The following is a 24,480-nucleotide window of genomic DNA, read 5'->3' as shown; positions in this document are numbered from 1 at the left end:
CTATGGAAAATTTACTGGCGTTGACACTGGCCGATGAAACGCCCGAACAGCGTGAGGGGGAGGGCCCCTCATTTCACTGGCGGTGGCTGGGTCGCGGCGTCCTTGAACTGACACCGGCCGCGAAGAGTGAGTTATCGCTGCTGCTTTCAACCGGCATCCATGGTAATGAAACCGCGCCGGTTGAAATTGTCGACCTGCTGCTTCGCGCGTTGTATCGGGGAGATATCACCCTGCAGTGCCGTCTGCTGGTGGTGCTTGGCAACCCGCCTGCGCTGGCGCAAAACAAACGTTATCTTGAGAGCGACCTTAACCGCATGTTTGGCGGCCGCTGGTCACAGTTTGTGCCGGGCGATGAAACGTCGCGGGCGCAGTGGCTTGAGCACGTGGTTGCCACATTTTTCGCCGCGGCCGGTCCCGTGCGCTGGCATCTCGACCTGCATACGGCAATTCGCGCCTCTTATCATGTGCGCTTTGGTGTTCTGCCCCAGCGTAACCAGCCGTGGGATGAGGCGTTTCTGAGCTGGCTGGGCGACGCCGGGCTGGAGGCTCTGGTGTTTCATCAGTCGCCGGGGGGCACATTTACCCATTTCACCTGTGAGCATTTCGGCGCGCTGGCCTGCACGCTGGAGCTGGGAAAAGCGCTACCGTTTGGCCAGAACGATCTCGCGCGCTTCGCGCCAACGCATCTTGCGCTTCGCGCGCTGCTCGGGGGATTGGCACCCGAGCCAACGCAACAGACTGTCGTGCGTTATCGGGTCGTACAGCAGATCACTCGCCGCAGCGAGGCCTTCCGGCTGCATATGGCCGCCCACACGCTGAACTTCACCCCTTTTCGCAAAGGCGTTCTGCTGGCGGAAGATGGCGACGAGCGCTACGAGGTGCAGAAAACCACTGAATATGTTCTGTTCCCTAATCCATCGGTAGCGTTTGGCCTGCGCGCCGGACTGATGCTGGAAAAAGTGTCCTGAACATTTCCCCTCTCATTGCCTGAGAGGGGAGCGTCAAAATATTTTTCTTAGCGATTAAAGCGCAATGACAACTATTGCAGAATATTCCTGGTGAATTGCTTTATTATTGGTCTTCACTTCGCTATACTTTTCTAAATTGCTTTGAAAATCATCATTTTGAATATTTTCGTTGCAACTCTCCATCCTTTATCCTTAATTCCTCCACATTTGGCGATAATTTGTTTTTTACACTTTCATTGTTTTACTGTTGCTCTGATTAATTGACGATAAACCCCGTAAAGTTAATCTCGTCAACACGGCATAGCGCCGAAGAATAACTGAAAGTAAGGAAATAAATTATGCGTAAGTTTACTGCACTGTTTGTTGCTTCTACCCTGGCTCTGGGCGCTACCAGCATGGCGTTCGCTGCAGATACCGCGACCACCACCACTGCCGCGCCTGTCGAAGGCAAAATGATGATGCATCATAAAGGCAAGCCGGGTATGCACCACGAGATGATGATGTTTAAAGATCTGAACCTGACGGATGCACAGAAACAGCAGGTCCGCGACATCATGAAAAGCCAGCGCGACCAGATGAAACGTCCGTCACTGGACGAACGCCGCGCGATGCATGACATCATCGCCAGCGACAGCTTCGATAAAGCAAAAGCCGAAGCGCAGATCGACAAAATGGCTGAGCAGCATAAAGCCCGCATGCTGGCGCATATGGAAACCCAGAACAAGATCTACAACATTCTGACGCCGGAACAGAAAAAACAATTTAATGCCAATTTTGAGAAGCGTCTGACAGAACGTCCAGCAATGGAAGGTAAAATGCCAGCACCAACCGAATAATCGGTTCAACATCTTAAGACCGCCGGGATCCTGTCCACAAAAGCGCTAACGCTGTGGACAGGACCGGCGGTTTTTCTTTCCTGCCCTCTTGTCTGCCGCCGCCAGAGCGGTATTCTCCTGTAGTCGCTTCAGAGAATGTTTGCAGAGTCATGGCGTTATAATTTTTATTAACGTTCCGCTAAGGCCTGCCCGCTCTGCTGCCGATACTGTGTCTGTGAAAACCCAACGATAACAAACAAGACAGCAACGATAGCGATATCCTTGCCCTGGCACAGGTTGTGCCTTTCAGGAGTGGTGATGGAGTTCTTTGATATCCGTAAGATGCCGGTCAGCCTCTGGCGCAATGGCGCAGGCGAGACGCGGGAAATTTGTTGTTTTCCGCCCGCAACGCGCGATTTTTACTGGCGTGCCAGTATCGCGACCATCGCCAGCAATGGCGAATTCTCCTCTTTTCCCGGTGTCGATCGGGTGATTACCTTGCTTGAAGGGGGTGAGGTAACGCTGGATGCCGGTCAGGCGTTCTGCCATACCCTGAAACATCATCAGCCATACCATTTTTCCGGCGATCAGCCGGTGAAAGCGCTGCTTTCCGAAGGACGGATGTCGATGGATTTCAACATCATGACCCGGCGTGACCGTTGTCAGGCGAAAGTGCGTGTCGCTGACCGCACCTTTACCACGTTCGGCTCCCGCGGGGGCGTCGCGTTCGTGTTAAGCGGGGCGTGGCAGCTTGGCGATAAGTTGCTGACGGCCGATCAGGGCGCCAGCTGGGAGGAGGGCGTCCATACTCTCCGCCTGCTGGAGGCTCAGGGCACCTTATTATTCAGCGAAATTAATTGGCTGCCGGGGCACTAAGCTCTATGACCTCATACTTGCCGGTTAACACGGGCTTGCAGAGAATTTTGTAGCCATCGTGGTCGAAACCGGCGGGTGTGCGCAGCAAGGTTGCCGCATCGTTTACATCGTCAACAGCGCCCAGCCAGAGCCAGTTGTTGATGATGTGATACTGGGTCATCGCGTCACCGACTTCTTTTAGCGCAACGGCACCCTCCCACGGCCAGCAGTTAACGCTAAGCGCCGCCAGCCCTGCGAGGAGCCGGGCGTGGTGTTCCTCAATGCTTTCTTTCCCACAGCAGGCCCCTGCGCAGCGCTTTAACGCTGAGCGGAAACAGGCCCGCCCGCGGGTGGTTGCTTCGAGGCCTAGCAGGCTGTAGCACAGCTGTAACTCATCGGCCAGCGTTTGCAGAGCCTGCAGAGCCGCCCGTTTATTTGCGAACAGCCCGTAGAGATTGGGGGCGTGAGAAAAATCGACTTCGCGTGCGTAGACAACCTGCGGCTTACCGGCGTTTATCTGCAGGGAGCAGAGCTGCCGGTTGCGGCGCAGACGCTTATTGAACAGCGGCTGTTGCTCTTTGATCAGCCGGGCTTCCAGTAAGAGCGCGCCCATCTCTCCGGCGGTACGAAACCAGGTGATGCGTCGCGACTGGCGCAGCATTGCCGCCTCGTCTGGCGTACGCAGATGAGACATGACCCGGCTGCGAATATTTACGCTTTTGCCAATGTAGAGCGGAAGGGTGTCACTCTCACCGTGAAAGATATACACGCCCGGCTGTTTAGGCAGTTCCTCAAGCCAGGGGCGAAGATGTTCGGGATATTCGTAGATAGCCGCCGCTTCAAACTCAAGACGCGGGGCGGATTGACGCCTGCTCACATACTACTCCATATACTGTTCAGGCATACAGTGTAGCAGAGCCGGTTTGGTTAAAAAAGAGCCGGATGGCGCAACGGACGGTGCGGGAGAACACCCCCTCCCCAGAGAGAGGGTGCCAGAGTGTCACTTTTTCCAGAAATCATCGAACACGGTGATCGGTGGGCGACGCTTGTGCTCGGTTTTCAGATACCAGCTTTCAATGATCTTCGCGGTACCTTCATCCAGTTTTTTGCCTTCCAGATAATCATCAATATTGTCATAGGTGACACCCAGGGCCGCTTCATCCGGCAGGGAGGGGCGATCGTCTTCCAGATCTGCCGTTGGCGCTTTCTTGTAAAGGTGCTCCGGGCAACCCAGCGCGGCAAGCAGCTGCTTACCCTGACGTTTGTTCAGACGGAAGAGCGGGTTAATATCGGTACCGCCGTCGCCATACTTGGTGAAGAAACCCGTGATGGCTTCTGCCGCATGATCGGTACCGACCACAACGCCTTTGGTCATCCCGGCAATGCTGTATTGCGCTTTCATACGTTCACGGGCTTTTTCATTGCCGCGGACAAAATCGCTCAACTCAATGCCTGCTTCGCGAAGCGCCTGCTCGCTGGCCAGCACCGATCCTTTGATATTGACGGTGAGTACGCGATCGGGCTGGATGAAGGCGATGGCATCCTGGCAATCCTGTTCATCAGCCTGCACGCCATAGGGAAGACGCACGGCAATAAACTGCAGCGCGTCATCACCCGTCTCTTCGCGGAGCTCTGAAATTGCCATCTGGCAGAGTTTACCGGCCAGGGTAGAGTCCTGACCGCCGCTGATGCCCAGCACCAGGGATTTCAGGAACGAGTGAGTTTTTAAATAAGACTTTAAAAAATCCACGCTGCGGCGGATCTCTTCTTGTGCGTCTACCGCGGGCTTCGCGCCCAGCGCCTGAATAATCTCTTGTTGCAGAGCCATCACGCCCTCCATATGCAGAACATAAACAGATTGTGTTAACTGTTAAAACTAACCCTTTGAACGAGAAACGACAAGGATCACAGTTTCGAGTGCGCTAAATTGCGGCGATTTAGCAGGTTATCGTTGTTTTATTAGAATTTTCCGAAATTCGTCTGGCGGAATTCACAAAGTTGAACAATAGTACTTTTTATTCCATGCTTAGATAACACGCTGATAAACAAGAGGACGGAATATGAACAAGAACGTAGCAGGAATTCTTAGCGCAGCGGCGGTACTGACTATGCTGGCAGGGTGTACGGCCTACGACCGCACCAAAGATCAGTTTACACAGCCCGTAGTGAAAGATGTCAAAAAAGGCATGACCCGTTCGCAGGTGGCTGCGATTGCCGGCAAGCCTTCTTCTGAAGTGACAATGATTCATGCACGCGGTACCTGCCAGACCTATATCCTGGGTCAACGTGATGGTAAGGCAGAGACCTACTTCGTTGCGTTGGATGAGACCGGTCATGTGATCAACTCCGGTTACCAGACCTGTACTGAATACGATACCGATCCGCAGGCACCTAAGGCGCAGTAACCCTTCTTGCCTGAATATGTTAATAAACCGGCCGTTGGGCCGGTTTTTTTTTATACATACGTAAATCTTATTTCTTCTCGCGAATTATTTGCCTGAAATGTGAAGGTAGTCAACACACCAGGTCAATGAGAGACAATTTGACCCTGTGCAGAATTATCTCCTGTCTGTACCATTGCGTATACTCACTCCAACGACAAACAACAGTAAGCAAACTACCTGTCTGCCAGGATAGCGAGTCGAGTGATAGCGCGATGGCAGGTAGTCATACGAGAGGGAAGTTACTATGGAAAAGAAACATATCTATCTGTTCTGCTCAGCAGGCATGTCAACCTCGCTTCTGGTGTCAAAGATGCGTGCTCAGGCTGAGAAGTATGAAGTCCCGGTGGTAATCGAAGCGTTTCCGGAGACGCTGGCGGGCGAAAAGGGCCAGACAGCCGACGTCGTTTTACTGGGGCCGCAAATTGCCTATATGTTGCCCGAAATTCAACGTCTGTTACCCAATAAACCGGTCGAAGTGATCGATTCGGGATTGTACGGCAAGATTGATGGTTTAGGTGTATTGAAAGCTGCTGTTGCAGCAATTAAAAAAGCTGCTAATTAATTTTTATTTTTCCCGTCAAAGAGTTATTTCACACACAATACGCCGTAACCTGCGTTGCGGCATTTAAGGGTATTTTCCTATGAGTAAAGTCATCGCTTCACTTGAAAAGGTACTCCTTCCTTTTGCTGTTAAAATAGGAAAGCAGCCTCACGTTAATGCCATCAAAAACGGTTTTATTAGATTAATGCCGTTGACGCTGGCTGGGGCAATGTTCGTTTTAATTAACAACGTTTTTCTGAGCTTTGGTGAAGGTTCCTTTTTTTATTCATTAGGAATTCGATTAGACGCTTCCACAATTGAAACCCTTAATGGTTTAAAAGCCATCGGCGGCAACGTATATAACGGTACGTTAGGTATTATGTCGCTGATGGCACCTTTCTTTATTGGCATGGCACTGGCGGAAGAGCGGAAAGTGGATCCGCTGGCCGCAGGTTTATTATCCATTGCCGCCTTTATGACCGTGACGCCATACAGCGTCGGTGAGGCCTATGCCGTAGGGGCCAACTGGCTGGGGGGCGCTAATATCATCTCCGGTATCGTTATCGGCCTGGTGGTTGCGGAGATGTTCACCTTTATTATTCGTCGCAACTGGGTTATCCGTTTACCGGATAGCGTGCCGGCGTCCGTTTCTCGTTCATTTTCCGCGTTGATTCCAGGCTTCATTATTCTCTCCATCATGGGGATTATCGCCTGGGCGCTCTCTCATTGGGGCACTAACTTCCACCAGATCATTATGGACTCTATCTCAACGCCGCTGGCGTCAATGGGTAGCGTGGTCGGTTGGGCGTATGTGATTTTCACCTCCCTGCTGTGGTTCTTTGGCGTGCATGGTTCACTGGCACTGGCGGCGCTGGACAGCGGTATTATGACCCCATGGGCACTGGAAAACGTTGCACTTTACCAGCAGTACGGCTCCGTTGACGCGGCGCTGGCAGCCGGTAAAACCTTCCATGTGTGGGCGAAGCCGATGCTTGACTCTTATATCTTCCTGGGGGGTACCGGGGCGACGCTGGGTCTGATCATCGCGGTCTTTATTGTTTCTCGTCGCGCTGACCATCGTCAGGTTGCGAAGCTGGCGCTGCCGTCAGGCATCTTCCAGATTAACGAGCCGATTCTGTTTGGTCTGCCAATCATCATGAACCCGGTAATGTTCATTCCGTTCATTCTGGTTCAGCCACTGCTGGCGGCCATTACCCTGACGGCCTATTACCTGGGCATTATCCCGCCCGTCACCAACATTGCGCCGTGGACCATGCCGGCGGGTCTGGGGGCGTTCTTCAACACCAACGGTAGCGTGGCTGCCTTCCTGCTGGCGATATTCAACCTTGGGATTGCAACACTGCTCTATATGCCATTCGTGGCGATAGCAAACAAAGCTGCAACCGTTATCGATGAAGAAGAGAGCGAAGAGGATATCGCCCTCGCACTGAAATTCTAAAATTGCACGGCGCGGGTCAACCCGCGCCAGCCAAAAGGAGCTTAAAAATGTTAGATTTGGACAGTATTGTCGCAGAAGAAACCGCAGAGAACGATCTGGAAGAGGTGGTGATGGGGCTTATCATCAATTCCGGGCAGGCGCGTAGCCTGGCGTATGCCGCGCTCAAACAGGCCAAGCAGGGTGATTTCGCAGCCGCGAAAACCATGATGGAACAGTCCCGTACGGCGCTGAACGAAGCGCACCTGGTGCAGACAAAGCTTATCGAAAGCGACCAGGGTGAAGGCAAGATGAAGGTCAGTCTGGTGCTGGTGCATGCGCAGGATCATCTGATGACGTCGATGCTGGCACGTGAACTGGTGGCCGAGTTAATTGAGCTTCACGAGAAGATGCAGTAAGGCAGAGTTTGCAGCAGGAGGTCAGCGCGATGGAAATAAAAACCGCACTTGAACAGCAACTGTTTAATGGCAAAAATTTTCACGTGATTATTTACAACAAGACGGAGAGCGCGAGCGGTCTGCATCAGCATGACTACTATGAGTTCACGATTGTTCTGACCGGTCGCTACTACCAGGAAATCAACGGCAAGCGCGTCCTGCTTGAGCGGGGAGATTTCGTCTTCCTGCCGATGGGGTCCCATCACCAGAGCTTTTATGAATTTGGTGCAACCCGCATTCTTAACGTAGGTGTCAGCAGACGCTTCTTTGAGAAACACTATCTGCCGCTGGTGCCGTTCTGCTTTGTGGCCTCGCAGGTCTATCGCATCAAAAACGAGTTCATGACCTGGATTGAAACGGTTATCGCCTCGCTTAACTTTCGCGAGAATGAATTTGATGAGTTTATTGAAACGGTGACGTTTTATGTGATGAACCGTCTGCGCCACCATCGTGAAGAGCAGCAGGTGAGCGATGATATTCCGCAGTGGCTGCGCAGTACGGTTGAACTGATGCACGATAAAGGGCAGTTCAGCGAAAATGCGCTGGAAAATATGGTCGCTTTGTCCGGTAAATCACAGGAATATCTGACCCGAGCAACTCAGCGTTATTATCGTAAAACGCCAGTGCAAATTATTAATGAAATCCGCATTAATTTTGCTAAAAAACAGCTGGAAATAACTAACTACTCGGTTACCGATATTGCTTATGAGTCAGGCTACAGTAGCCCCAGCTTGTTTATTAAGACTTTTAAGAAATTGACCTCGTTCACACCGAACAGTTACCGGAAGAACCTGACGGTAATTAATTAAATTTCGGCGGATTTACCCGCCACAAATATTGCCTTGATTGCTTGCCCACAGAGCGGGAAGAGTACGCTACACCTTGCAGGCGATTAACCTGATATGCTAAGGGAGATATTATGCAGAAGAAATTAAAAGTCGTAACCATTGGCGGCGGCAGCAGTTATACCCCGGAATTACTCGAAGGTTTCCTGAAACGTTATCATGAATTACCGGTCAGCGAATTATGGCTGGTGGACGTTGAGGAAGGTCAGGAGAAACTGAATATCATTTTTGAGCTCTGCAAGCGGATGGTCGCGAAAGCCGGTGTGCCATTGACCGTGCATAAAACCCTCGACCGTCGCCTGGCGCTGCAGGATGCCGACTTCGTGACGACTCAGCTGCGCGTCGGTCAACTCAAAGCGCGTGAAATGGATGAACGTATTCCACTGAGCCACGGCTATCTGGGGCAGGAGACCAACGGCGCGGGCGGCCTGTTCAAGGGGCTGCGTACCATTCCGGTCATTTTTGACATCATCAACGATGTGGAAGCGATCTGCCCCAACGCGTGGGTGATTAACTTCACCAACCCGGCCGGGATGGTGACCGAGGCGGTCTATCGCCACACCGGTTTCAAACGCTTTATCGGCGTCTGTAATATTCCGATTGGCATGAAGATGTTCATCAGCGATGTGCTGGAGTTGACCGATACCGACGATCTTTCTATCGATCTCTTTGGCCTGAACCACATGGTGTTTATCAAAGATGTCATCGTGAATGGTCAGTCTCGCTTTAGCGAACTGCTTGACGGCGTAGCCTCCGGACGCCTGACCGCTGCGTCAGTGAAAAACATCTTTGACCTGCCGTTCAGCGAAGGGCTGATCCGCTCGCTTAATCTGCTGCCTTGCTCATACCTGCTTTACTACTTCAAACAGAAAGAGATGCTGGCCATCGAGATGGGTGAGTACTATAAGGGTGGCGCACGCGCTCAGGTGGTGCAGAAAGTTGAAAAGCAGCTGTTTGATTTGTATAAAGATCCGAACCTGAACGTGAAACCGAAAGAGCTTGAGCTGCGCGGCGGAGCGTATTATTCCGATGCGGCGTGCGAAGTGATCAACGCCATTTACAACGACAAGCAGGCCGAGCACTACGTCAATGTGCCGCATCACGGCCATATCGACAACATCCCGGCTGACTGGGCCGTTGAGATGACCTGCATTCTGGGACGTGATGGCGCCAGGCCGCATCCACGGATTACCCACTTTGACGACAAAGTGATGGGGTTGATCCACACCATCAAAGGGTTTGAAGTGGCAGCCAGCAACGCGGCGCTGAGCGGTGAACTCAATGACGTTCTTCTGGCACTCAATCTCAGCCCGCTGGTCCATTCCGATCGCGATGCCGAGCAACTGGCCAGCGAAATGATTCTGGCGCATGAAAAATGGTTGCCTAATTTTGCCGCCACGATTGAGAAGCTGAAATTCAAACAGCACTGAGAGGATGTGTGATGGAAAACCTGCTGATCGTCAATGCTGATGATTTTGGTCTCTCAAAAGGTCAAAACTACGGCATTATTGAAGCCTGCCGCCGGGGTGTGGTGACCTCAACAACGGCACTGGTTAATGGTGACGCGGTTGAACACGCCGCGCAGCTCAGCCGCGAAGTGCCAGCGCTGGGCGTCGGCATGCACTTTGTATTGACGCTCGGGATGCCGCTTTCACCGATGCCAGGACTGACGCGGGACGGACAGCTGGGCAAATGGATTTGGGAGCAGGCAGAGCAGGGCACGCTGCCGCTCGAGGAGATTACCCGCGAGCTGGACTGTCAGTTCAACCGTTTCGTCGATCTCTTTGGCCGTGAACCCACGCATATTGACAGCCATCATCACGTGCATATGATCCCGGCACTTTTCCCGTCAGTGGCGGAATTTGCACAGCGCAAAGGCGTGGCAATGCGCGTGGATCGTGAGATGCAGGCGCTGCACGGGCTGTCATTGTCTTCTGTGTCCACAACGGACGGGTTCAGTAGCGCGTTCTACGGCGACGAGATTAGCGAAGCGCTGTTCCTGCAGGTGCTGGATGAGTCCGCCACGCGCGGGGAACGGTCGCTGGAAGTGATGGCACACCCGGCGTTTGTCGATAACATTGTGCGTAAAAGTGCCTACTGCTGGCCGCGACTGGCGGAACTGGATGTGCTGACGTCGGCATCGCTGAAATACGCCATTGCCGAGCGTGGGTACCGTCTGGGCACCTTTGAGGATGTATGAAAATAGCCCGGAGGCGCGGTGCCTGCCGGGCTGAGTAAACGATGTCAATCAGCACCGGGTCGGGCAAAGCCAGACCCGGCTTTTCTTATGCCGGTATACGATCAATCTTACTGCTGCGTGACCACACACGGTGCGCTGCGAGCAGATCGAACAGCTTGGTCATAAACGCATCATCGACATTATCGCCTTCGACAATGCCATCTTCGCCTTGCTCAGCCACCTTCAGGTGCGCTTTAAACTGTCGCGCATCGCCGGAAAGGGCGATCGGCTTCAGGTGCTTATAGGCTTCCAGCAGATAATAAATCGCATCGCCATTGTTCAGCAGACTGTCGATGTCGCCGCACGGCACAATCACCGCATCAACGGTGAGCGATGGTGCTCCGGCAAAGGTGGCCGCAACCGGCAGCACTGAACCGTCGTCGGCGGTCACTTCCCCCATGCGGGAATAGAGCAGTTTGGCGTGAACGCCTTTGGTTTTCAGCGCCTGCATAATCCCCAGCACGTCGCTGGCACGGGTTTTGTCATTCAGCAGAATGGCCACTACCCGGCCTTTTATCGAGCCACCCGGCACCGCATACAGACTCAGGGACGGATCTTTCTTCAGTCCGTTAACGTCTTTCGGTGGGGCCGCATTGCGTTGCTCGTCCGTCAGCGTAATGCCAAGGTTATCCGCCACGCTCTGGGCAAGCTGAATATCGATATGGGCGAGCTGATCGACCACGCGCTCGCGGATGTAAGTCCGCACCACTTTGCTCAGTTCAAAGCTAAAGCCGCCGATAATGTGCTGTTGCTCGATCGGCGTCTGGCTGTTCCAGAACAGGCGAGGTTGGGCATAATACTCGCCGAATGACGGGCTGCGCTCGCGGATTTTATTGCCATCGATGCGCTCCTGGTACGACTCAAAACCACCGCGTTTCGGTCCCGGCGGCGTTTCGCGCGGCCAGTTATCGTTGATGGAGTTCGGCTCATAGTTAGCCGGATTGGTATCGATATCCTGGCGATGCATCCCGTCGCGCTGGAAATTGTGGTACGGGCAGGTTGGGCGGTTAATCGGAATTTCGTGGAAGTTTGGCCCGCCAAGGCGACTGATCTGCGTATCGGTATAGGAGAACAACCGCCCCTGCAGGAGGGGATCGTTCGTGAAATCCAGCCCCGGAACGATATGCCCCGGGTGGAACGCGACCTGCTCATTTTCGGCAAAGAAATTGTCCGGGTTACGGTTGAGCACCATTTTACCCACCAGCTGAACCGGCACCAGTTCCTCTGGGATCAGCTTTGTCGGGTCGAGAAGGTCGAAATCGAAGTTAAACTCATCCTCTTCCGGGATCAGCTGTAACCCCAGTTCATATTCCGGGAAGTCACCGGCTTCAATCGACTCCCACAGCTCACGACGGTGGAAGTCCGGATCGCGCCCGGTCAGCTTCTGGGCTTCATCCCACACCAGCGAGGCTTTGCCCGCCACAGGCTTCCAGTGGAAGCGTACGAATGTGGCTTTCCCGTCCGCGTTGATCATCCTGAAGGTATGAATACCAAACCCTTCCATCGTGCGGTAGCTGCGCGGAATGCCACGGTCTGACATCGCCCACATCACGTTGTGTAACGTTTCTGGTTGCAGTGAGACATAATCCCAGAAGGTGTCATGCGCACTTTGTCCCTGCGGTATGGCCCAGTGGGGCTCCGGTTTTACCGCATGGACAAAGTCAGGAAATTTATGCGCATCCTGAATGAAAAACACCGGGGTGTTATTGCCGACGAGATCGAAAATACCCTCTTCGGTATAAAATTTGGTGGCGAAGCCGCGGATATCACGCACGGTATCTGCCGAACCAGCGCCGCCCTGCACGGTTGAAAAGCGGACAAAGACCGGTGTGATTTTGTCCGGATCGGAAAGGAAATCCGCTTTGGTTATCTCTTTGAGGCTTTTGTAGGGCTGGAAGTAGCCGTGTGCCGCGGAGCCACGCGCGTGAACGATGCGCTCAGGTATACGTTCATGGTCAAAATGGGTGATTTTTTCCCGCAGAATAAAGTCTTCCAGCAGGGTCGGTCCGCGTGTTCCCGCACGCAGCGAGTTCTGATCGTCAGCAATGCGCACGCCCTGGTTGGTGGTAAGTGCAAAACCTTCGCCGCCTTTACGGTGGGACTCAAGGGATTTCAGCTTCTCGTTTCCGGTATCCGGGGATTTCATACTTCCCGGCGCGGTAGGCTGTTCGCCAGGTGCGGAAGGGCCGGGGGACGGGCGGTGAGAGCCGTCCGCTGGGGCCAGAGAGTCCATGCCTGGTTGAGATTCTTCAGTGCCATGAATGGGTGATTGATGTGTTTTATCTTTGTTCGACATTGCACGCTTCTCCTTTATCCATTGCTAAAAACCTTGTTAACTATAGAACAATGTGGCGAAAGGGCGGGCGAACTAAGAGTTTTCAGATGACCTGGTTAAGGAATGCGCTATCAGAGCGATGCAGGGCGCGACGCGTGGGGGGAGGATCGGCTATCATAGAATTTTCCTGCTTCCAGAATGTGCTTTAGTGAACCCGTCGCTTATGAAACCTTTTCGTCAACAAAACCGCCCTGTCATTAGCTACGTGCCCCGCGTCGAACCCGCGCCGCCCGAACACGCCCTGAAGGTGGATGGTTTTCGTGATGTCTGGCAACTGCGCGGTAAATACGTAGCGTTTGTTCTGATGGGAGAACACTTCCGCCGCTCGCCCACGTTTTCGGGGCCGGAGTCGGCCCAGCGATGGGCGAACCAGGTCCGCCAGGATGAAGAGATTGAAGAATAACAGCCAAAAAAAACCGCCATCAGGCGGTTTTTTTTATTCATCCGTGATTAACGGTGCGCCAGTTCAGCGTCGTCTTCACTTTCCAGAATGGTTTTATCGGTCTGCTTCAGCCACTGGCTGGTCAACGTACCGGCGGTCATGGAACCGCTCACATTCAGCGCAGTACGACCCATGTCGATCAGCGGCTCAACGGAGATCAGCAGGGCAACCAGCGTCACCGGCAGACCCAGGGCCGGCAGGACAATCAGCGCGGCGAAGGTTGCGCCACCGCCAACACCCGCAACGCCTGCGGAGCTGATGGTAACAATCCCGACCAGCGTGGCAATCCAGACGGGATCCAGTGGGTTAATACCCACGGTCGGAGCAACCATTACCGCCAGCATTGCAGGGTAGAGACCTGCGCAACCGTTCTGACCAATGGTGGCACCAAAGGAGGCAGAGAAGCTGGCAATAGATTCCGGTACGCCCAGACGACGGGTCTGCGCTTCAACGTTCAGCGGAATAGACGCGGCGCTGGAACGGCTGGTGAACGCAAAGGTCAGTACCGGCCACACTTTACGGAAGTATTTCAGCGGGCTAACGCCATTGACGCCCAGCAGGATACCGTGCACCACGAACATAATGCCCAGGCCCAGATAAGAGGCGACGACGAAGCTACCCAGCTTAATGATGTCCTGCAGGTTAGAGCCGGCAACCACTTTGGTCATCAGCGCCAGAACACCGTAAGGGGTCAACTGCATCACCAGACGGACCAGCTTCATTACCCAGCTTTGCAGGGTATCGATAGCCACCAGCACGCGCTCGCCTTTCGGCGCGTCGTCTTTCAGCAGCTTCAGCGCCGCCACACCGAGGAAGGCCGCAAAGATCACCACGCTGATAATGGAGGTTGGGCTGGCACCGGTCAGGTCAGCAAACGGGTTCTTCGGCACGAAAGAGAGCACCATCTGTGGCACCGTCAGGTCAGCGACTTTACCCACGTAGTTGGTCTGAATCGCGGTAAGACGCGCCGTTTCAGCCGTACCCTGGACCAGACCTTCAGCGGTCAGCCCGAACAGGTTGGTGACCAGCACACCGACCAGAGCAGCAATCAGCGTGGTAAAAAGCAGCGTACCGATGGTCAGGAAGCTGATTTTACCCAACTGGGTGGCGTTATGCAGACGGGCAACGGCGCTCAGAATAGAGGCAAACACCAGCGGCATAACGATCATCTGCAGCAGCTGGACATAGCCGTTACCGACGATGTTGAACCACTGAATAGAATCTTTCAGAACTGGATTATCGGAGCCGTAAATAGCCTGCAACGCCAGACCAAACACGACACCCATGGCCAGACCAACCAGCACTTTCTTCGCGAGGCTCCACTGTTTGTGGCGCGCTTGCGCGAGAAGCAATAGCAATACAACGAACACTACAATGTTCGCGATGAGTGGAAAATTCATCCCCGTTCTCCTGATTTATTATACGGTCGGTTTTTACCGATCCTGTTGGCGCAAGATTATCAGAAGTGTGATGTGGCGCTTATATCCAAATGGAATGGGTTATGACAAATGGAAATAATTTGTGTGCTTAGTGTTCAATCTGGTGATTAATGAACCGATTAAACTGAAATTGCAGCGAATTGATCATCTGGGATGACCAGCGCACTGCACTGTTTTCGGGCAAGGTTTGCGGCATCCAGACGGCGTAGGCAAAGAGCGCCATACACAACACACGCTCAAGCTGATTACCTTTCTGCGGCGCAAGAATGGGCAAACGGAAACGCCAGCGGCATGGCCAGAGCAGCGGCACGCCCGCAGGCGTCAGCATATCGGCAAGGATATGGCTTAAATAACCCAGCACCATTCCCTGGATAGCATCGGCGGGCACTATCCAGCTCTCAGGGACTTTTAAATAGAAAAGGGTGAGCAGGCCGAATACAGCCAGCAGGCTGTGGGTAAACCCGCGGTGACCAAACGCGCGGGCGATGGGTTTTGATATCCACTTTAGCCGCTGTCCCAGGAACGATTTTGGATGGTCGATATCGGGCAGCAGACAGGTCAACACGGCGGACGGGACAATATGCCACCAGTCCCCCTGTGCGAGCACAGGGGTAAGTTCAGCGTTTTTGGCAAAAACTGCGCACGCAATGGAAAAAAGCAGATGGCCTTCCGCCGTCATGATAAAACCCATAAAACTGTCAATACATACAGTATAGGGTTTTTATACAGTAGACGAAAGAGGTGACGGTGTAACTGTATGTCACAAACGCGCCTAGCGCGCCAGCCAGCCCCCGTCGACGGCTAACGTATGACCGTTCACGTAATCCGAGGCGGCGGAGGCTAAAAATACCACCGGTCCCTGCAGGTCTTCCGGAACTCCCCAGCGCCCGGCAGGTATCCGGTCGAGGATCTCCTGGCTGCGCTGCTGGTCATCTCGCAGTTGCTGAGTGTTGTTGGTCGCCATGTAGCCTGGCGCGATGGCGTTAACATTGATGCCGAGTGTCGCCCATTCATTGGCCAGCAGACGCGTGATCCCCAACACGCCGCTTTTGGACGCGGTGTAAGAGGGCACGCGGATGCCGCCCTGGAATGAGAGCATCGAGGCGATATTAATGATTTTCCCGCCCTGGCCCTGCGCAATAAACTGTTTAGCCACGGCCTGGGAGAGGAAAAAAAGCGATTTCAGATTCAGGTTGATGACGTCGTCCCAGTCCTTTTCGCTGAACGCGAGAGCATCTTCACGGCGTATGGTCCCGGCATTATTCACCAGAATATCGACTCGCCCCATCTCAGCCACCGCGCTGTCAACAACGTTCTGAAGACTCTCCTGCTGACTGAGGTCGGCCCGAATCGCCCTGAACCGCCTTCCGAGTGCGCTAATGCAGGCAGCCGTTTCCTCCGGCGCTTTGCGGTTAACACCCACGATGTCGCATCCCGCCTGCGCCAGCGCAATGGCCATGGCTTGTCCCAGACCGGTATCACATCCGGTGACGATGGCCACTTTTCCTGACAGAGTGAAGTTATCCAGTATCATACGCGCCTCAGAAGTAAGGTTATTGTCATTCTGACGCTAAGGATAGAAGCGGGGGATAAGAAAAGCAAACAAAATGAAACGATGTTTTGTTTTTAAAGCAGGCAGCCTGACGCTGCCTGAAAAGGGCGGGTTACTCGCCGCGCAGGTGCTGCGCCGTCAGCTCAACCAGTGAGTTCAGCTTTACGTCGGCAAGGGCAAAACGGGGATCGTGTCGGCCTTCCTCCGCGGGAACAACAATCGAGCGCATGCGCGCGGCCTTCGAGGCCACCATTCCGTTAACGGAATCTTCCAGCGCGACACAGCAGAGGGGATCAAGACCGAGCTTAGCGGCACAGTCGAGATAGACCTGCGGGTGCGGCTTGCTGTATGGCAACGTTTCCGCTGAGGCCAGCGCGTCGAAGCTGTCGCGCAGCTCAAACATGGTCAGCACTTTTTCCAGCATATGCAGCGGTGAAGCTGACGCCAGGCCGACTTTCAACCCCTGCGCTTTACACAGCGCGACGGCTTCACGCACCCCGGGCAGCAGGGGCTTGCTCTCTTCCACCAGTGAGATGGCGCGGCTGATAATGCGCGCGGTCACTTCGTCGCGATCGGGTCCCACCCACGGCTGCTGGGCATACCACAGATCCACCACCATATCGATGCGCAGACCAAGCGTATCCGGAAGTTCATTACGGCGGCTGATATCAACGCCCAGGCTGGCGATAACGTCCAGTTCGGCGCGATCCCACAACGGTTCGGAATCGATCAGTAATCCATCCATGTCAAAAATTGCGGCAAGAATCTGGCGCGGTGTCGACATCACAACGTCTCCTTATCCAGGGTGTACGACAGACGATAAATGCTAAGTGCACTCTGCAATTTAGCATATTGCCTTTAAAGAGCGGGCGAAAATGATGGTCAGCAGGTAGACTTAGGCAGAAATAACGCGTCTTTATGAAGGGGAACTGATGACGTATCAACAAGCTGGACGCATTGCTGTCTTAAAACGTATTGCTGGCTGGGTAATTTTTATTCCAGCCGTCATTTCGACGCTGATCTCTGTGCTTAAATTTATGTACGATCACAGTGAAAAACAGCCAGGTATTAATGCGGTAATGCTTGATTTTGCTCATGTCATGATTGAAATGATGCGTTTTAATACGCCGTTTCTGAATATCTTTTGGTTCAATTCGCCGACGCCGAATTTTCATCAGCAGTTGAATCTCGGGTTTTGGGTGATCTACGCGCTGATCTTTATTGGTATGGCGTTGCAGGCCTCTGGCGCACGCATGAGCCGTCAGACGCGTTTTTTACGCGAAGGTGTGGAAGACCAGATGATTCTCGAACAGGCGAAAGGCCCGGAAGGGATGAGCCGCGAGCAGATTGAGTCCCGCATTGTTGTGCCGCGTCACACCATTTTCCTGCAAATTTTCCCGCTGTATATCCTGCCAGTCATTATCATCGTGGCGGGTTACTTCTTCTTTTCGCTGTTGGGATTCCTGTAACCGATAAGGGTGGCGACATAGCCACCCGTCCCGCCATTACGCGGCAAGCACACGTTCAAGTGCCCTCTGGGCATTGACCAGATGCTCTCCGCCAAACAGAATGGCGCGGTTCATCAGTGTGTAGAGCTGATACACCGGCTGGCGCTCAAGAAAACCCTGCGGCAGAGGCAGCACGGACTGGTACCCGTCGTAAATTTGCGGCGGTTGCTCAGGGTGCAGTGGCAGCATCGCCAGGTCACACTCCCTGTCGCCCCAGTAACAGGCCGGGTCGAAGATATAGGGGCCGTCAGGACCCAGCGCGCAGTTATCTGACCACAAATCACCGTGCAGCAGAGACGGTTGAGGCTGGTGGGATGCCAGACGCTGCTGAATGTGTTCGACGATGGCATCGATATTGCCAAACTCCAGACCTTTCTCCGCAGCCAGTTCCAGCTGCCAGCCAATGCGTTGCTCAGCAAAGAATGTCGACCAGCGTCGTTGCCAGGCATTAGGTTGTGGAGTGGTGGAGAGGTCGTTGTCAAAATCGAGACCAAACTGCGGCTGGTCGCTCCATTGATGCAGTCGCGCTAACTGTTGGCCGAGAATGAAGGCGTTATGGGCGTCTAACGGGCGGGCAGGAAGAAATTCCATGACCAGAAAACTGTAGTCGCGGTCGCTGCCCACGGCCCAGACCTGCGGGACCGTCACCGTTTTACTGCGCGACAACAGTTCCAGCTGGTCGGCTTCGGCGGTGAAAATCGGAAGCAGCTCTCGCTCATCGCATTTAACAAAGAGATCGCGCCCGGCGTAGCGTAAGTGCCATGCGGCGTGGATTTCTCCGCCTGGCAGTTCGTTCCGCAGTTCAATTTCACCTTCACCCAGTTGCTCACTTAAAAGATGACTGATAGCCTGCCACATGTTGTCTCTCCCATGTTGTCTGCCAGATCATAAAGTTAGCGCATAATTGCGGTAAAAAAATACGAACTAACGCACACCTGAGCGGTTTAAATTCATGCAGGGCACTTATTGTTCTTTTTTCTGCCAGTTTTCCCAGGTATCAAGATCAATTTCTGCCGCTTTGTCGGTCACGCTTTCGACCAGACTGGCCGCCAGAGCGTGAACCTCTTCTTTACTCAGAGTGCTGATCAGGCCAAACGTCAGGGTGCCTAAATCATGGATATTGCCCTCGTCATCCGTGAGTGTGAGCAGGAAATTGGCCCGGGTAAAGGCGTTGTTGAGCTCATTAAGCTCAGTCAGCGACGCTTGATGAATGTTGATGGTAACGACGTAGCGGGTGATGTCACCACTGCTCATAATTCACCTCATTGTTATCTTGGAAGTTTTCTTAGCATAGTCGATAGGCTGCGTTTGGCGACTATGCCGCGTATTTCCCCTTCACAGAGAAGGGGAAAAGGGGGATTAATTTCGGGACAGGTAATCGACGATTTTTTGCGTGTCGCTAAGCGAACAGAGACGTGTGCCCTGGTTGATGGTGGCAGCGCTACCCGCTGCGACGCCGTAGCGTGTCATCTCCAGTAGCGAAGCACCCTGAGCCAGTTTCAGGGTCATCGCTCCAACCATGCTATCACCCGCGCCCACGGTACTCTGGCTTTTCATCGGCGGTGGGACAACCTGAACGGACCCCGTTTCGTCCACGGCCAGGGCACCCTGCGGGCCAAGGGAGACCACGACCCGTCGCGCTTTGCCGCTGTGAACCAATTCCTGCGCGGCGGTGAGGACATCGTCCGGCTGGTTCAGCTCGCGGTTCACCAGCGCGCTTAATTCTTTCTGGTTGGGTTTAACCAGCTCAAGATTGCCCGGCGTCAGGGCTGCCTGCAGCGCCTCGCCGCTACTGTCGACAATGCAGCGGATACCGCGTTGCTGCGCGGCCCGAATCAGCGCTGTCAGTTTTTCCGTGCTGACACCGGGCGGCAGGCTGCCGCTTATCACCAGCAGAGCTCCGCTCTCAATGGCCAGCACCTTCTCTTCAAGCTGACGAAACTCATCTTCACTGAGTTTTGCACCCGGCATGACGAAACGGAATTGCTCGCCGCTGGACTCCACGTGCACATGCAGGTTTTGCCGCGTCCAGTCTTTGGCCTCGACGGTCTGCGAGGCCACCTGTTCATCGGCCAGCAGAGAGACCAGGTGCTCACCGGTCGCGCCGCCTGCGGGGAAAATTGCTGTCGCCTTTCCACCGAGGTGCGTTATGGCTCGCGCCACATTGATGCCGCCGCCGCCGGGCTCAAACACCGGGGCGCTGCAGCGCAATTTACCTTCCGGGTAAATCTGGGGCGTCAGGGTGGCGGAGTCGAGGGAAGGGGAGAGCGTCAGGGTGTAGATAGAAACCATCATTACCTCCTTTTAGCGTGGGTTCCTTTTAGTCTGGCACCATTTGTCAGGAAGGCAATGTAAATAACAGTATGATTTTAAATATGAATACTGACATAAAGTCTGCTGCGGCTTATATAAAATAAAACGCTTTTTGAGATCGTTCTTATTCAAAAAATGAAATAAGAAATCATTGCTATGTTATTTGCGGCTTTTTATAATTTGTTACCTTTCTCTGGACGCCTTGTCATTGATCCTCAAGAAAGTTTCCGGGACCGTGTGGTCTCTTTTTTTGTTGTACGGACTCCTTAATAAAATGAAGCTTTTGAAGACAGTACCCGCTGCACTGATGCTGGCGGGTGGCGTGTTTGCTGCAATGAACGCGACCGCAGATGATTCCGTTTTTACTGTCATGGACGATCCAGCCACCGCGCAAAAACCGTTTGAAGGTAACCTGAACGCTGGCTATCTTGCACAATCCGGTAACACGAAAAGCTCCTCTCTCACGGCGGACAGTACGCTGACCTGGTACGGTAATACCACCGCCTGGTCTCTGTGGGGAAATGCCAGTAACACCTCCGCGAATGACGAACGCTCTTCCGAGAAATATGCGGTTGGCGGACGTAGCCGTTACAACATGACCGACTTTGACTACCTGTTTGGTCAGGCCAGCTGGTTAACTGACCGTTACAACGGCTATCGCCAGCGTGATGTGTTCACTGCCGGTTACGGTCGTCAGTTCCTGAACGGACCGGTACACAGTTTACGTTTTGAATTCGGTCCAGGTGTGCGCTACGACGAGTACACCGACGGCGAAACCAAAACTCAACCGCTCGGTTACGCTTCCGGCACCTATGCCTGGCAGATGACTGACAACACCAAATTTACCCAGGGGGTGTCTGTATTTGGTGCCGACGATACGACGCTGAACTCAGAAACAGCGCTGAACGTGGCTATCAACGAACACTTTGGCCTGAAAGTGGCCTACAACGTCACCTGGAACTCTTCTCCTCCTGATTCTGCTCCGGATCATACCGACCGCAGAACCACGGTTTCACTGGGTTATAAAATGTAATATTCTCGGGCCGATTACGCTATCGGCCCGTTTTTTATTTTTTGAAACTGTGCTGTTTTATATTAAACACTGTTTTGAAATATCTGGTCTGCTGATATCTCCATCATTTCTTCATAATGCATTTTCATTAATTTGCGGCTTATTTGACACGAATTGATAACGTAACAGGCTAGGCAAAAGTGTGATCTGGATCTACACTCTTAGCACGGGCTGAATTCGGCCTTAAGGTATTTAGCATTATTAGTATTAAATGTAGAAAGAGAAAAAACATTATGAAAAAAATCAAAACTGCCGCAGCAGCGATGGTGCTTTCCGCACTGTCTTTTGGCGTATTTGCTGCTGATGAAACCACCCCGACAGCCAGTGAGACCCACAGCCAAATCGGCATTGCGAAAGCCGCTGACGTTGAAGCCGGGTCTAACATCGCGCCAGCCTCTCAGTCCACCGGTCAGTCTATGAATGATGCTTTTGACGTCCATAAACTGGTTGCAGGTGAATGGTCCTGATGGGTTTTGCCGTGTTGTTATTGACGTTTAAACGCTAATTCAACGCGCCAAAAAAACCGGATTTTGTGGTACCGGTTTTTTCGCTGCAAACCTATTTGACGTAAACCTATCGTCCGTATTTCGTCCTGGCGGTGAATGTCCGCAAAATGGTATTACGGATAACGACGTTATTCCCTGCGCAGTTATTTATATCCACGTTCAGCCCCAAATCATTGCCGCCCAACGCAGAAGCAGCATCGCGCCGCAGATGGCAATCAGCACCAGTACCATTTTCCAGTGTTTTACGGCAAAGCGTTTTGTTGGCATAACCTGATCCTTGTAAGTTGATGCGAACAGTCTACCAAACAGGGCGGGGAAATGCCCCTTCTCCAGTGGTGAATCAGGTTATGCCAGCTTCCGGTTCGGTTAGAACCAGTGGAATCGTTCTGCAAGAATCAACAATAAACCGGTGGCTGAAAGGACGTTCAATATCACAACCGTTCTACTTGATACGTTCATGGTATGCACCTTTGGGTTTAAAGACTTGTTCAAGAGTAGCCCAGCATCTCTGGAATGCGAGCACCGGAGATATGCGCCCTGCAAATTCATGCGAAAGTGCCAGCGCAGCAATCTGCCAGCAAAGGGTGCAATCTCTCTTTTGTTAGTGTTACCATTGCAGGGCTTGCCGTAAATCCGCATTTATCTGATTTTCGGTGGGTGAATGATCGCGAGCCAATTTGACGATTGTTGGTCAGATGGTGTCGTAATCTATTGTCAAATCACGATTATTTTCTTTGTATATGCTCTTATGTGTGGGGCATCACTGCAAATAAGGATATAAAATGCCTGTAATTACTCTTCCTGATGGCAGCCAACGCCATTACGACCACGCTGTAAGCCCAATGGATGTTGCCCTGGACATTGGTCCTGGACTCGCGAAAGCAACCATCGCTGGCCGTGTTAATGGTGAGCTGGTTGATGCATCTGACCTGATTGAAAGCGATGCGCAGCTGTCTATCATCACAGCGAAAGACGAAGAAGGTCTGGAGATCATTCGTCACTCCTGCGCGCACCTGTTAGGTCATGCGATCAAACAGCTGTGGCCGAACACCAAAATGGCGATCGGTCCGGTTATTGACAACGGTTTCTACTATGACGTTGATCTTGACCATACCCTGACTCAGGAAGATATCGACGCGCTCGAAAAACGTATGCACGAGCTCGCCGAAACTAACTATGACGTCATTAAGAAGAAAGTCAGCTGGCACGAAGCGCGTGAAACCTTCGTGAAGCGTGGCGAGAGCTATAAAGTCTCTATTCTTGATGAAAACATCTCTCATGATGACAAGCCTGGCTTGTACCATCACGAAGAATACGTCGACATGTGCCGTGGACCGCACGTGCCGAACATGCGCTTCTGTCATCACTTTAAGCTGATGAAAATCGCGGGCGCCTACTGGCGTGGCGATAGCAACAACAAGATGTTGCAGCGTATCTATGGTACCGCGTGGGCCGATAAAAAAGCCCTTAACGCCTACCTGCAGCGCCTGGAAGAGGCGGCTAAACGTGACCACCGTAAAATCGGTAAGCAGCTTGACCTGTACCACATGCAGGAAGAAGCGCCGGGTATGGTGTTCTGGCACAATGACGGCTGGACTATCTTCCGTGAACTGGAAACGTTCGTACGCTCCAAGCTGAAAGAGTACCAGTATCAGGAAGTGAAAGGCCCGTTCATGATGGACCGTGTGCTGTGGGAAAAAACCGGCCACTGGGACAACTACAAAGATGCGATGTTCACCACCTCTTCTGAGAACCGTGAATACTGCATTAAGCCAATGAACTGCCCTGGCCACGTTCAGATCTTCAACCAGGGTCTGAAATCCTACCGCGATCTGCCGCTGCGTATGGCAGAGTTCGGTAGCTGCCACCGTAACGAGCCATCAGGTGCATTGCACGGTCTGATGCGTGTTCGTGGCTTTACTCAGGATGATGCGCATATCTTCTGTACTGAAGATCAGGTTCGTGATGAAGTTAACGCCTGTATTCGTATGGTCTACGATATGTACAGCACCTTTGGCTTCGAGAAGATCGTTGTCAAACTCTCAACGCGTCCGGAAAAACGTATCGGTAGCGATGAGACCTGGGATCGCGCAGAAGCGGATCTCGCCGTGGCGCTGGAAGAGAACGGCATTCCGTTCGAATACCAGCTGGGCGAGGGCGCATTCTACGGTCCGAAAATTGAATTTACCCTGTATGACTGCCTCGATCGCGCATGGCAGTGCGGTACTGTACAGCTGGACTTCTCCCTGCCGCAGCGTTTAAGCGCCTCTTATGTTGGCGAAGACAACGAACGTCAGGTACCGGTTATGATTCACCGTGCAATCCTCGGTTCTCTGGAGCGCTTCATCGGCATCCTGACTGAAGAGTTTGCCGGCTTCTTCCCAACCTGGCTTGCGCCAGTGCAGGTCGTGGTGATGAACATTACCGATTCTCAGGCTGAATACGTTAAAGAATTGACGCAGAAACTACAAAATGCGGGCATTCGCGTAAAAGCAGACTTGAGAAATGAGAAGATTGGCTTTAAAATCCGCGAGCACACTTTACGTCGTGTCCCGTATATGTTGGTCTGTGGTGATAAAGAGGTGGAAGCAGGCAAAGTTGCCGTTCGCACCCGCCGTGGTAAAGACCTGGGGAGCCTGGACGTAAGTGAAGTGATTGAGAAGCTGCAACAAGAGATTCGCAGCCGCAGTCTTCAACAACTGGAGGAATAAGG

The 24,480-nt window shown here is 53.0% G+C and carries 27 protein-coding genes; 15 read left to right on the top strand and 12 right to left on the bottom strand.

What is annotated here, in order from left to right; all coding sequences use genetic code 11:
- Window positions 1-2: 2 nt before the first annotated feature.
- From astE to ves, 3 genes are all read left to right on the top strand, one after another.
- Window positions 3-968, top strand: a complete 966-nt coding sequence (astE, locus tag F8561_RS15675; protein ID WP_047955473.1) for a succinylglutamate desuccinylase — start codon at window positions 3-5, stop codon at window positions 966-968.
- A 338-nt stretch (window positions 969-1,306) separates the two neighbouring features.
- Window positions 1,307-1,804, top strand: a complete 498-nt coding sequence (spy, locus tag F8561_RS15670) for an ATP-independent periplasmic protein-refolding chaperone Spy (protein WP_020884420.1) — start codon at window positions 1,307-1,309, stop codon at window positions 1,802-1,804.
- Window positions 1,805-2,101: 297 nt separating this feature from the next.
- Window positions 2,102-2,659, top strand: coding sequence for an environmental stress-induced protein Ves (ves, locus tag F8561_RS15665; protein WP_020884419.1), 558 nt, complete (start codon window positions 2,102-2,104; stop codon window positions 2,657-2,659).
- Here the strand turns inward: ves and cho are convergent.
- A complete protein-coding gene (gene cho / locus F8561_RS15660; RefSeq protein WP_151887678.1) occupies window positions 2,637-3,515 on the bottom strand; it encodes an excinuclease Cho in 879 nt (292 codons plus the stop codon). The genes ves and cho overlap by 23 nt on opposite strands.
- 123 nt (window positions 3,516-3,638) lie before the next feature.
- On the bottom strand, window positions 3,639-4,466 hold the full coding sequence (nadE, locus tag F8561_RS15655) for an ammonia-dependent NAD(+) synthetase (RefSeq protein ID WP_020884418.1): 828 nt from the start codon (window positions 4,464-4,466) through the stop codon (window positions 3,639-3,641).
- 232 nt (window positions 4,467-4,698) lie between these two features.
- Between nadE and osmE the strand changes: the two genes are divergently transcribed.
- From osmE to chbG, 7 genes are all read left to right on the top strand, one after another.
- On the top strand, window positions 4,699-5,043 hold the full coding sequence (osmE, locus tag F8561_RS15650; protein WP_014169673.1) for an osmotically-inducible lipoprotein OsmE: 345 nt from the start codon (window positions 4,699-4,701) through the stop codon (window positions 5,041-5,043).
- A 283-nt stretch (window positions 5,044-5,326) separates the two neighbouring features.
- Window positions 5,327-5,644, top strand: coding sequence for a PTS N,N'-diacetylchitobiose transporter subunit IIB (gene chbB / locus F8561_RS15645; protein ID WP_008500676.1), 318 nt, complete (start codon window positions 5,327-5,329; stop codon window positions 5,642-5,644).
- Window positions 5,645-5,723: 79 nt separating this feature from the next.
- Entirely contained in the window at window positions 5,724-7,082 is a 1,359-nt protein-coding gene (chbC, locus tag F8561_RS15640; RefSeq protein WP_014169674.1) for a PTS N,N'-diacetylchitobiose transporter subunit IIC, read from the top strand.
- A 47-nt stretch (window positions 7,083-7,129) separates the two neighbouring features.
- Window positions 7,130-7,477: a PTS N,N'-diacetylchitobiose transporter subunit IIA gene (gene chbA / locus F8561_RS15635; RefSeq protein WP_020884417.1), complete on the top strand. Its 348-nt coding sequence runs from the start codon at window positions 7,130-7,132 to the stop codon at window positions 7,475-7,477.
- Between the two features lie 8 nt (window positions 7,478-7,485).
- A complete protein-coding gene (chbR, locus tag F8561_RS15630) occupies window positions 7,486-8,325 on the top strand; it encodes a transcriptional regulator ChbR (protein ID WP_014169676.1) in 840 nt (279 codons plus the stop codon).
- A 110-nt stretch (window positions 8,326-8,435) separates the two neighbouring features.
- Window positions 8,436-9,791 (top strand): 6-phospho-beta-glucosidase, encoded by a 1,356-nt coding sequence (locus tag F8561_RS15625; protein WP_025204406.1) that lies wholly within the window; start codon window positions 8,436-8,438, stop codon window positions 9,789-9,791.
- Between the two features lie 11 nt (window positions 9,792-9,802).
- Complete coding sequence (gene chbG / locus F8561_RS15620) at window positions 9,803-10,561, top strand: chitin disaccharide deacetylase (RefSeq protein ID WP_151887677.1); 759 nt, start codon at window positions 9,803-9,805, stop codon at window positions 10,559-10,561.
- 85 nt (window positions 10,562-10,646) lie between these two features.
- On the opposite strand, the gene katE is transcribed toward chbG, so the two are convergent.
- Entirely contained in the window at window positions 10,647-12,896 is a 2,250-nt protein-coding gene (gene katE, locus F8561_RS15615) for a catalase HPII (protein WP_020884413.1), read from the bottom strand.
- A 187-nt stretch (window positions 12,897-13,083) separates the two neighbouring features.
- Here katE and cedA point away from each other — a divergent pair, with 187 nt between their 5' ends.
- Window positions 13,084-13,338, top strand: coding sequence for a cell division activator CedA (gene cedA, locus F8561_RS15610; protein WP_226778064.1), 255 nt, complete (start codon window positions 13,084-13,086; stop codon window positions 13,336-13,338).
- Window positions 13,339-13,385: 47 nt separating this feature from the next.
- Here cedA and F8561_RS15605 read toward each other — a convergent pair whose 3' ends face one another.
- The 4 genes from F8561_RS15605 to hxpB form a co-directional block, all read right to left on the bottom strand.
- Window positions 13,386-14,777, bottom strand: coding sequence for an L-cystine transporter (locus F8561_RS15605; RefSeq protein ID WP_014169681.1), 1,392 nt, complete (start codon window positions 14,775-14,777; stop codon window positions 13,386-13,388).
- A gap of 127 nt (window positions 14,778-14,904) precedes the next feature.
- Complete coding sequence (locus tag F8561_RS15600; protein WP_020884412.1) at window positions 14,905-15,495, bottom strand: metal-dependent hydrolase; 591 nt, start codon at window positions 15,493-15,495, stop codon at window positions 14,905-14,907.
- Window positions 15,496-15,588: 93 nt separating this feature from the next.
- Window positions 15,589-16,350 (bottom strand): 2-dehydro-3-deoxy-D-gluconate 5-dehydrogenase KduD, encoded by a 762-nt coding sequence (gene kduD / locus F8561_RS15595; protein WP_151887675.1) that lies wholly within the window; start codon window positions 16,348-16,350, stop codon window positions 15,589-15,591.
- A 130-nt stretch (window positions 16,351-16,480) separates the two neighbouring features.
- Window positions 16,481-17,152: a hexitol phosphatase HxpB gene (gene hxpB / locus F8561_RS15590; RefSeq protein ID WP_025204401.1), complete on the bottom strand. Its 672-nt coding sequence runs from the start codon at window positions 17,150-17,152 to the stop codon at window positions 16,481-16,483.
- A gap of 148 nt (window positions 17,153-17,300) precedes the next feature.
- Here hxpB and F8561_RS15585 point away from each other — a divergent pair, with 148 nt between their 5' ends.
- On the top strand, window positions 17,301-17,837 hold the full coding sequence (locus F8561_RS15585; protein ID WP_138613791.1) for a YniB family protein: 537 nt from the start codon (window positions 17,301-17,303) through the stop codon (window positions 17,835-17,837).
- Window positions 17,838-17,873: 36 nt separating this feature from the next.
- Here F8561_RS15585 and F8561_RS15580 read toward each other — a convergent pair whose 3' ends face one another.
- The 3 genes from F8561_RS15580 to pfkB form a co-directional block, all read right to left on the bottom strand.
- Window positions 17,874-18,734: a fructosamine kinase family protein gene (locus F8561_RS15580; RefSeq protein WP_014169687.1), complete on the bottom strand. Its 861-nt coding sequence runs from the start codon at window positions 18,732-18,734 to the stop codon at window positions 17,874-17,876.
- A gap of 105 nt (window positions 18,735-18,839) precedes the next feature.
- Window positions 18,840-19,130, bottom strand: coding sequence for a type V toxin-antitoxin system endoribonuclease antitoxin GhoS (ghoS, locus tag F8561_RS15575; protein ID WP_151887674.1), 291 nt, complete (start codon window positions 19,128-19,130; stop codon window positions 18,840-18,842).
- A 105-nt stretch (window positions 19,131-19,235) separates the two neighbouring features.
- Window positions 19,236-20,168 carry a 6-phosphofructokinase II gene (gene pfkB, locus F8561_RS15570; RefSeq protein ID WP_151887694.1) on the bottom strand — a complete coding sequence of 311 codons (933 nt, stop codon included), beginning with the start codon at window positions 20,166-20,168 and terminating at the stop codon, window positions 19,236-19,238.
- A 295-nt stretch (window positions 20,169-20,463) separates the two neighbouring features.
- Between pfkB and F8561_RS15565 the strand changes: the two genes are divergently transcribed.
- Together F8561_RS15565 and F8561_RS15560 are read left to right on the top strand one after the other, a co-directional pair.
- Entirely contained in the window at window positions 20,464-21,222 is a 759-nt protein-coding gene (locus tag F8561_RS15565; RefSeq protein WP_025204400.1) for a YdiY family protein, read from the top strand.
- Window positions 21,223-21,494: 272 nt separating this feature from the next.
- Window positions 21,495-21,728, top strand: a complete 234-nt coding sequence (locus F8561_RS15560) for a hypothetical protein (RefSeq protein ID WP_014169691.1) — start codon at window positions 21,495-21,497, stop codon at window positions 21,726-21,728.
- 198 nt (window positions 21,729-21,926) lie between these two features.
- On the opposite strand, the gene yniD is transcribed toward F8561_RS15560, so the two are convergent.
- Entirely contained in the window at window positions 21,927-22,034 is a 108-nt protein-coding gene (gene yniD / locus F8561_RS15555) for a small membrane protein YniD (protein ID WP_008500658.1), read from the bottom strand.
- A gap of 99 nt (window positions 22,035-22,133) precedes the next feature.
- A complete protein-coding gene (gene yncL / locus F8561_RS15550; RefSeq protein WP_071886547.1) occupies window positions 22,134-22,226 on the bottom strand; it encodes a stress response membrane protein YncL in 93 nt (30 codons plus the stop codon).
- A 323-nt stretch (window positions 22,227-22,549) separates the two neighbouring features.
- Here yncL and thrS point away from each other — a divergent pair, with 323 nt between their 5' ends.
- Window positions 22,550-24,478, top strand: coding sequence for a threonine--tRNA ligase (gene thrS / locus F8561_RS15545; RefSeq protein ID WP_014169692.1), 1,929 nt, complete (start codon window positions 22,550-22,552; stop codon window positions 24,476-24,478).
- The last annotated feature ends 2 nt before the right edge of the window (window positions 24,479-24,480 follow it).

It is taken from the genome of Enterobacter sp. 198 (assembly GCF_009025585.1).
Taxonomy (GTDB): Bacteria; Pseudomonadota; Gammaproteobacteria; order Enterobacterales; family Enterobacteriaceae; genus Enterobacter; species Enterobacter ludwigii.
This window is presented reverse-complemented; position numbering and strand designations above follow the sequence as displayed.

Excerpts from the sequence above, each read along its gene's own strand:
- astE (WP_047955473.1), top strand. The coding sequence starts at position 3 with ATGGAAAATTTACTGGCGTTGACACTGGCCGATGAAACGCCCGAACAG.
- spy (WP_020884420.1), top strand. The coding sequence starts at position 1,307 with ATGCGTAAGTTTACTGCACTGTTTGTTGCTTCTACCCTGGCTCTGGGC.
- ves (WP_020884419.1), top strand. The coding sequence starts at position 2,102 with ATGGAGTTCTTTGATATCCGTAAGATGCCGGTCAGCCTCTGGCGCAAT.
- nadE (WP_020884418.1), bottom strand. The coding sequence starts at position 4,466 with ATGGCTCTGCAACAAGAGATTATTCAGGCGCTGGGCGCGAAGCCCGCG.
- osmE (WP_014169673.1), top strand. The coding sequence starts at position 4,699 with ATGAACAAGAACGTAGCAGGAATTCTTAGCGCAGCGGCGGTACTGACT.
- chbB (WP_008500676.1), top strand. The coding sequence starts at position 5,327 with ATGGAAAAGAAACATATCTATCTGTTCTGCTCAGCAGGCATGTCAACC.
- chbC (WP_014169674.1), top strand. The coding sequence starts at position 5,724 with ATGAGTAAAGTCATCGCTTCACTTGAAAAGGTACTCCTTCCTTTTGCT.
- chbA (WP_020884417.1), top strand. The coding sequence starts at position 7,130 with ATGTTAGATTTGGACAGTATTGTCGCAGAAGAAACCGCAGAGAACGAT.
- F8561_RS15625 (WP_025204406.1), top strand. The coding sequence starts at position 8,436 with ATGCAGAAGAAATTAAAAGTCGTAACCATTGGCGGCGGCAGCAGTTAT.
- chbG (WP_151887677.1), top strand. The coding sequence starts at position 9,803 with ATGGAAAACCTGCTGATCGTCAATGCTGATGATTTTGGTCTCTCAAAA.
- katE (WP_020884413.1), bottom strand. The coding sequence starts at position 12,896 with ATGTCGAACAAAGATAAAACACATCAATCACCCATTCATGGCACTGAA.
- F8561_RS15605 (WP_014169681.1), bottom strand. The coding sequence starts at position 14,777 with ATGAATTTTCCACTCATCGCGAACATTGTAGTGTTCGTTGTATTGCTA.
- F8561_RS15600 (WP_020884412.1), bottom strand. The coding sequence starts at position 15,495 with ATGACGGCGGAAGGCCATCTGCTTTTTTCCATTGCGTGCGCAGTTTTT.
- kduD (WP_151887675.1), bottom strand. The coding sequence starts at position 16,350 with ATGATACTGGATAACTTCACTCTGTCAGGAAAAGTGGCCATCGTCACC.
- hxpB (WP_025204401.1), bottom strand. The coding sequence starts at position 17,152 with ATGTCGACACCGCGCCAGATTCTTGCCGCAATTTTTGACATGGATGGA.
- F8561_RS15585 (WP_138613791.1), top strand. The coding sequence starts at position 17,301 with ATGACGTATCAACAAGCTGGACGCATTGCTGTCTTAAAACGTATTGCT.
- F8561_RS15580 (WP_014169687.1), bottom strand. The coding sequence starts at position 18,734 with ATGTGGCAGGCTATCAGTCATCTTTTAAGTGAGCAACTGGGTGAAGGT.
- ghoS (WP_151887674.1), bottom strand. The coding sequence starts at position 19,130 with ATGAGCAGTGGTGACATCACCCGCTACGTCGTTACCATCAACATTCAT.
- pfkB (WP_151887694.1), bottom strand. The coding sequence starts at position 20,168 with ATGGTTTCTATCTACACCCTGACGCTCTCCCCTTCCCTCGACTCCGCC.
- F8561_RS15565 (WP_025204400.1), top strand. The coding sequence starts at position 20,464 with ATGAAGCTTTTGAAGACAGTACCCGCTGCACTGATGCTGGCGGGTGGC.
- F8561_RS15560 (WP_014169691.1), top strand. The coding sequence starts at position 21,495 with ATGAAAAAAATCAAAACTGCCGCAGCAGCGATGGTGCTTTCCGCACTG.
- yniD (WP_008500658.1), bottom strand. The coding sequence starts at position 22,034 with ATGCCAACAAAACGCTTTGCCGTAAAACACTGGAAAATGGTACTGGTG.
- yncL (WP_071886547.1), bottom strand. The coding sequence starts at position 22,226 with ATGAACGTATCAAGTAGAACGGTTGTGATATTGAACGTCCTTTCAGCC.
- thrS (WP_014169692.1), top strand. The coding sequence starts at position 22,550 with ATGCCTGTAATTACTCTTCCTGATGGCAGCCAACGCCATTACGACCAC.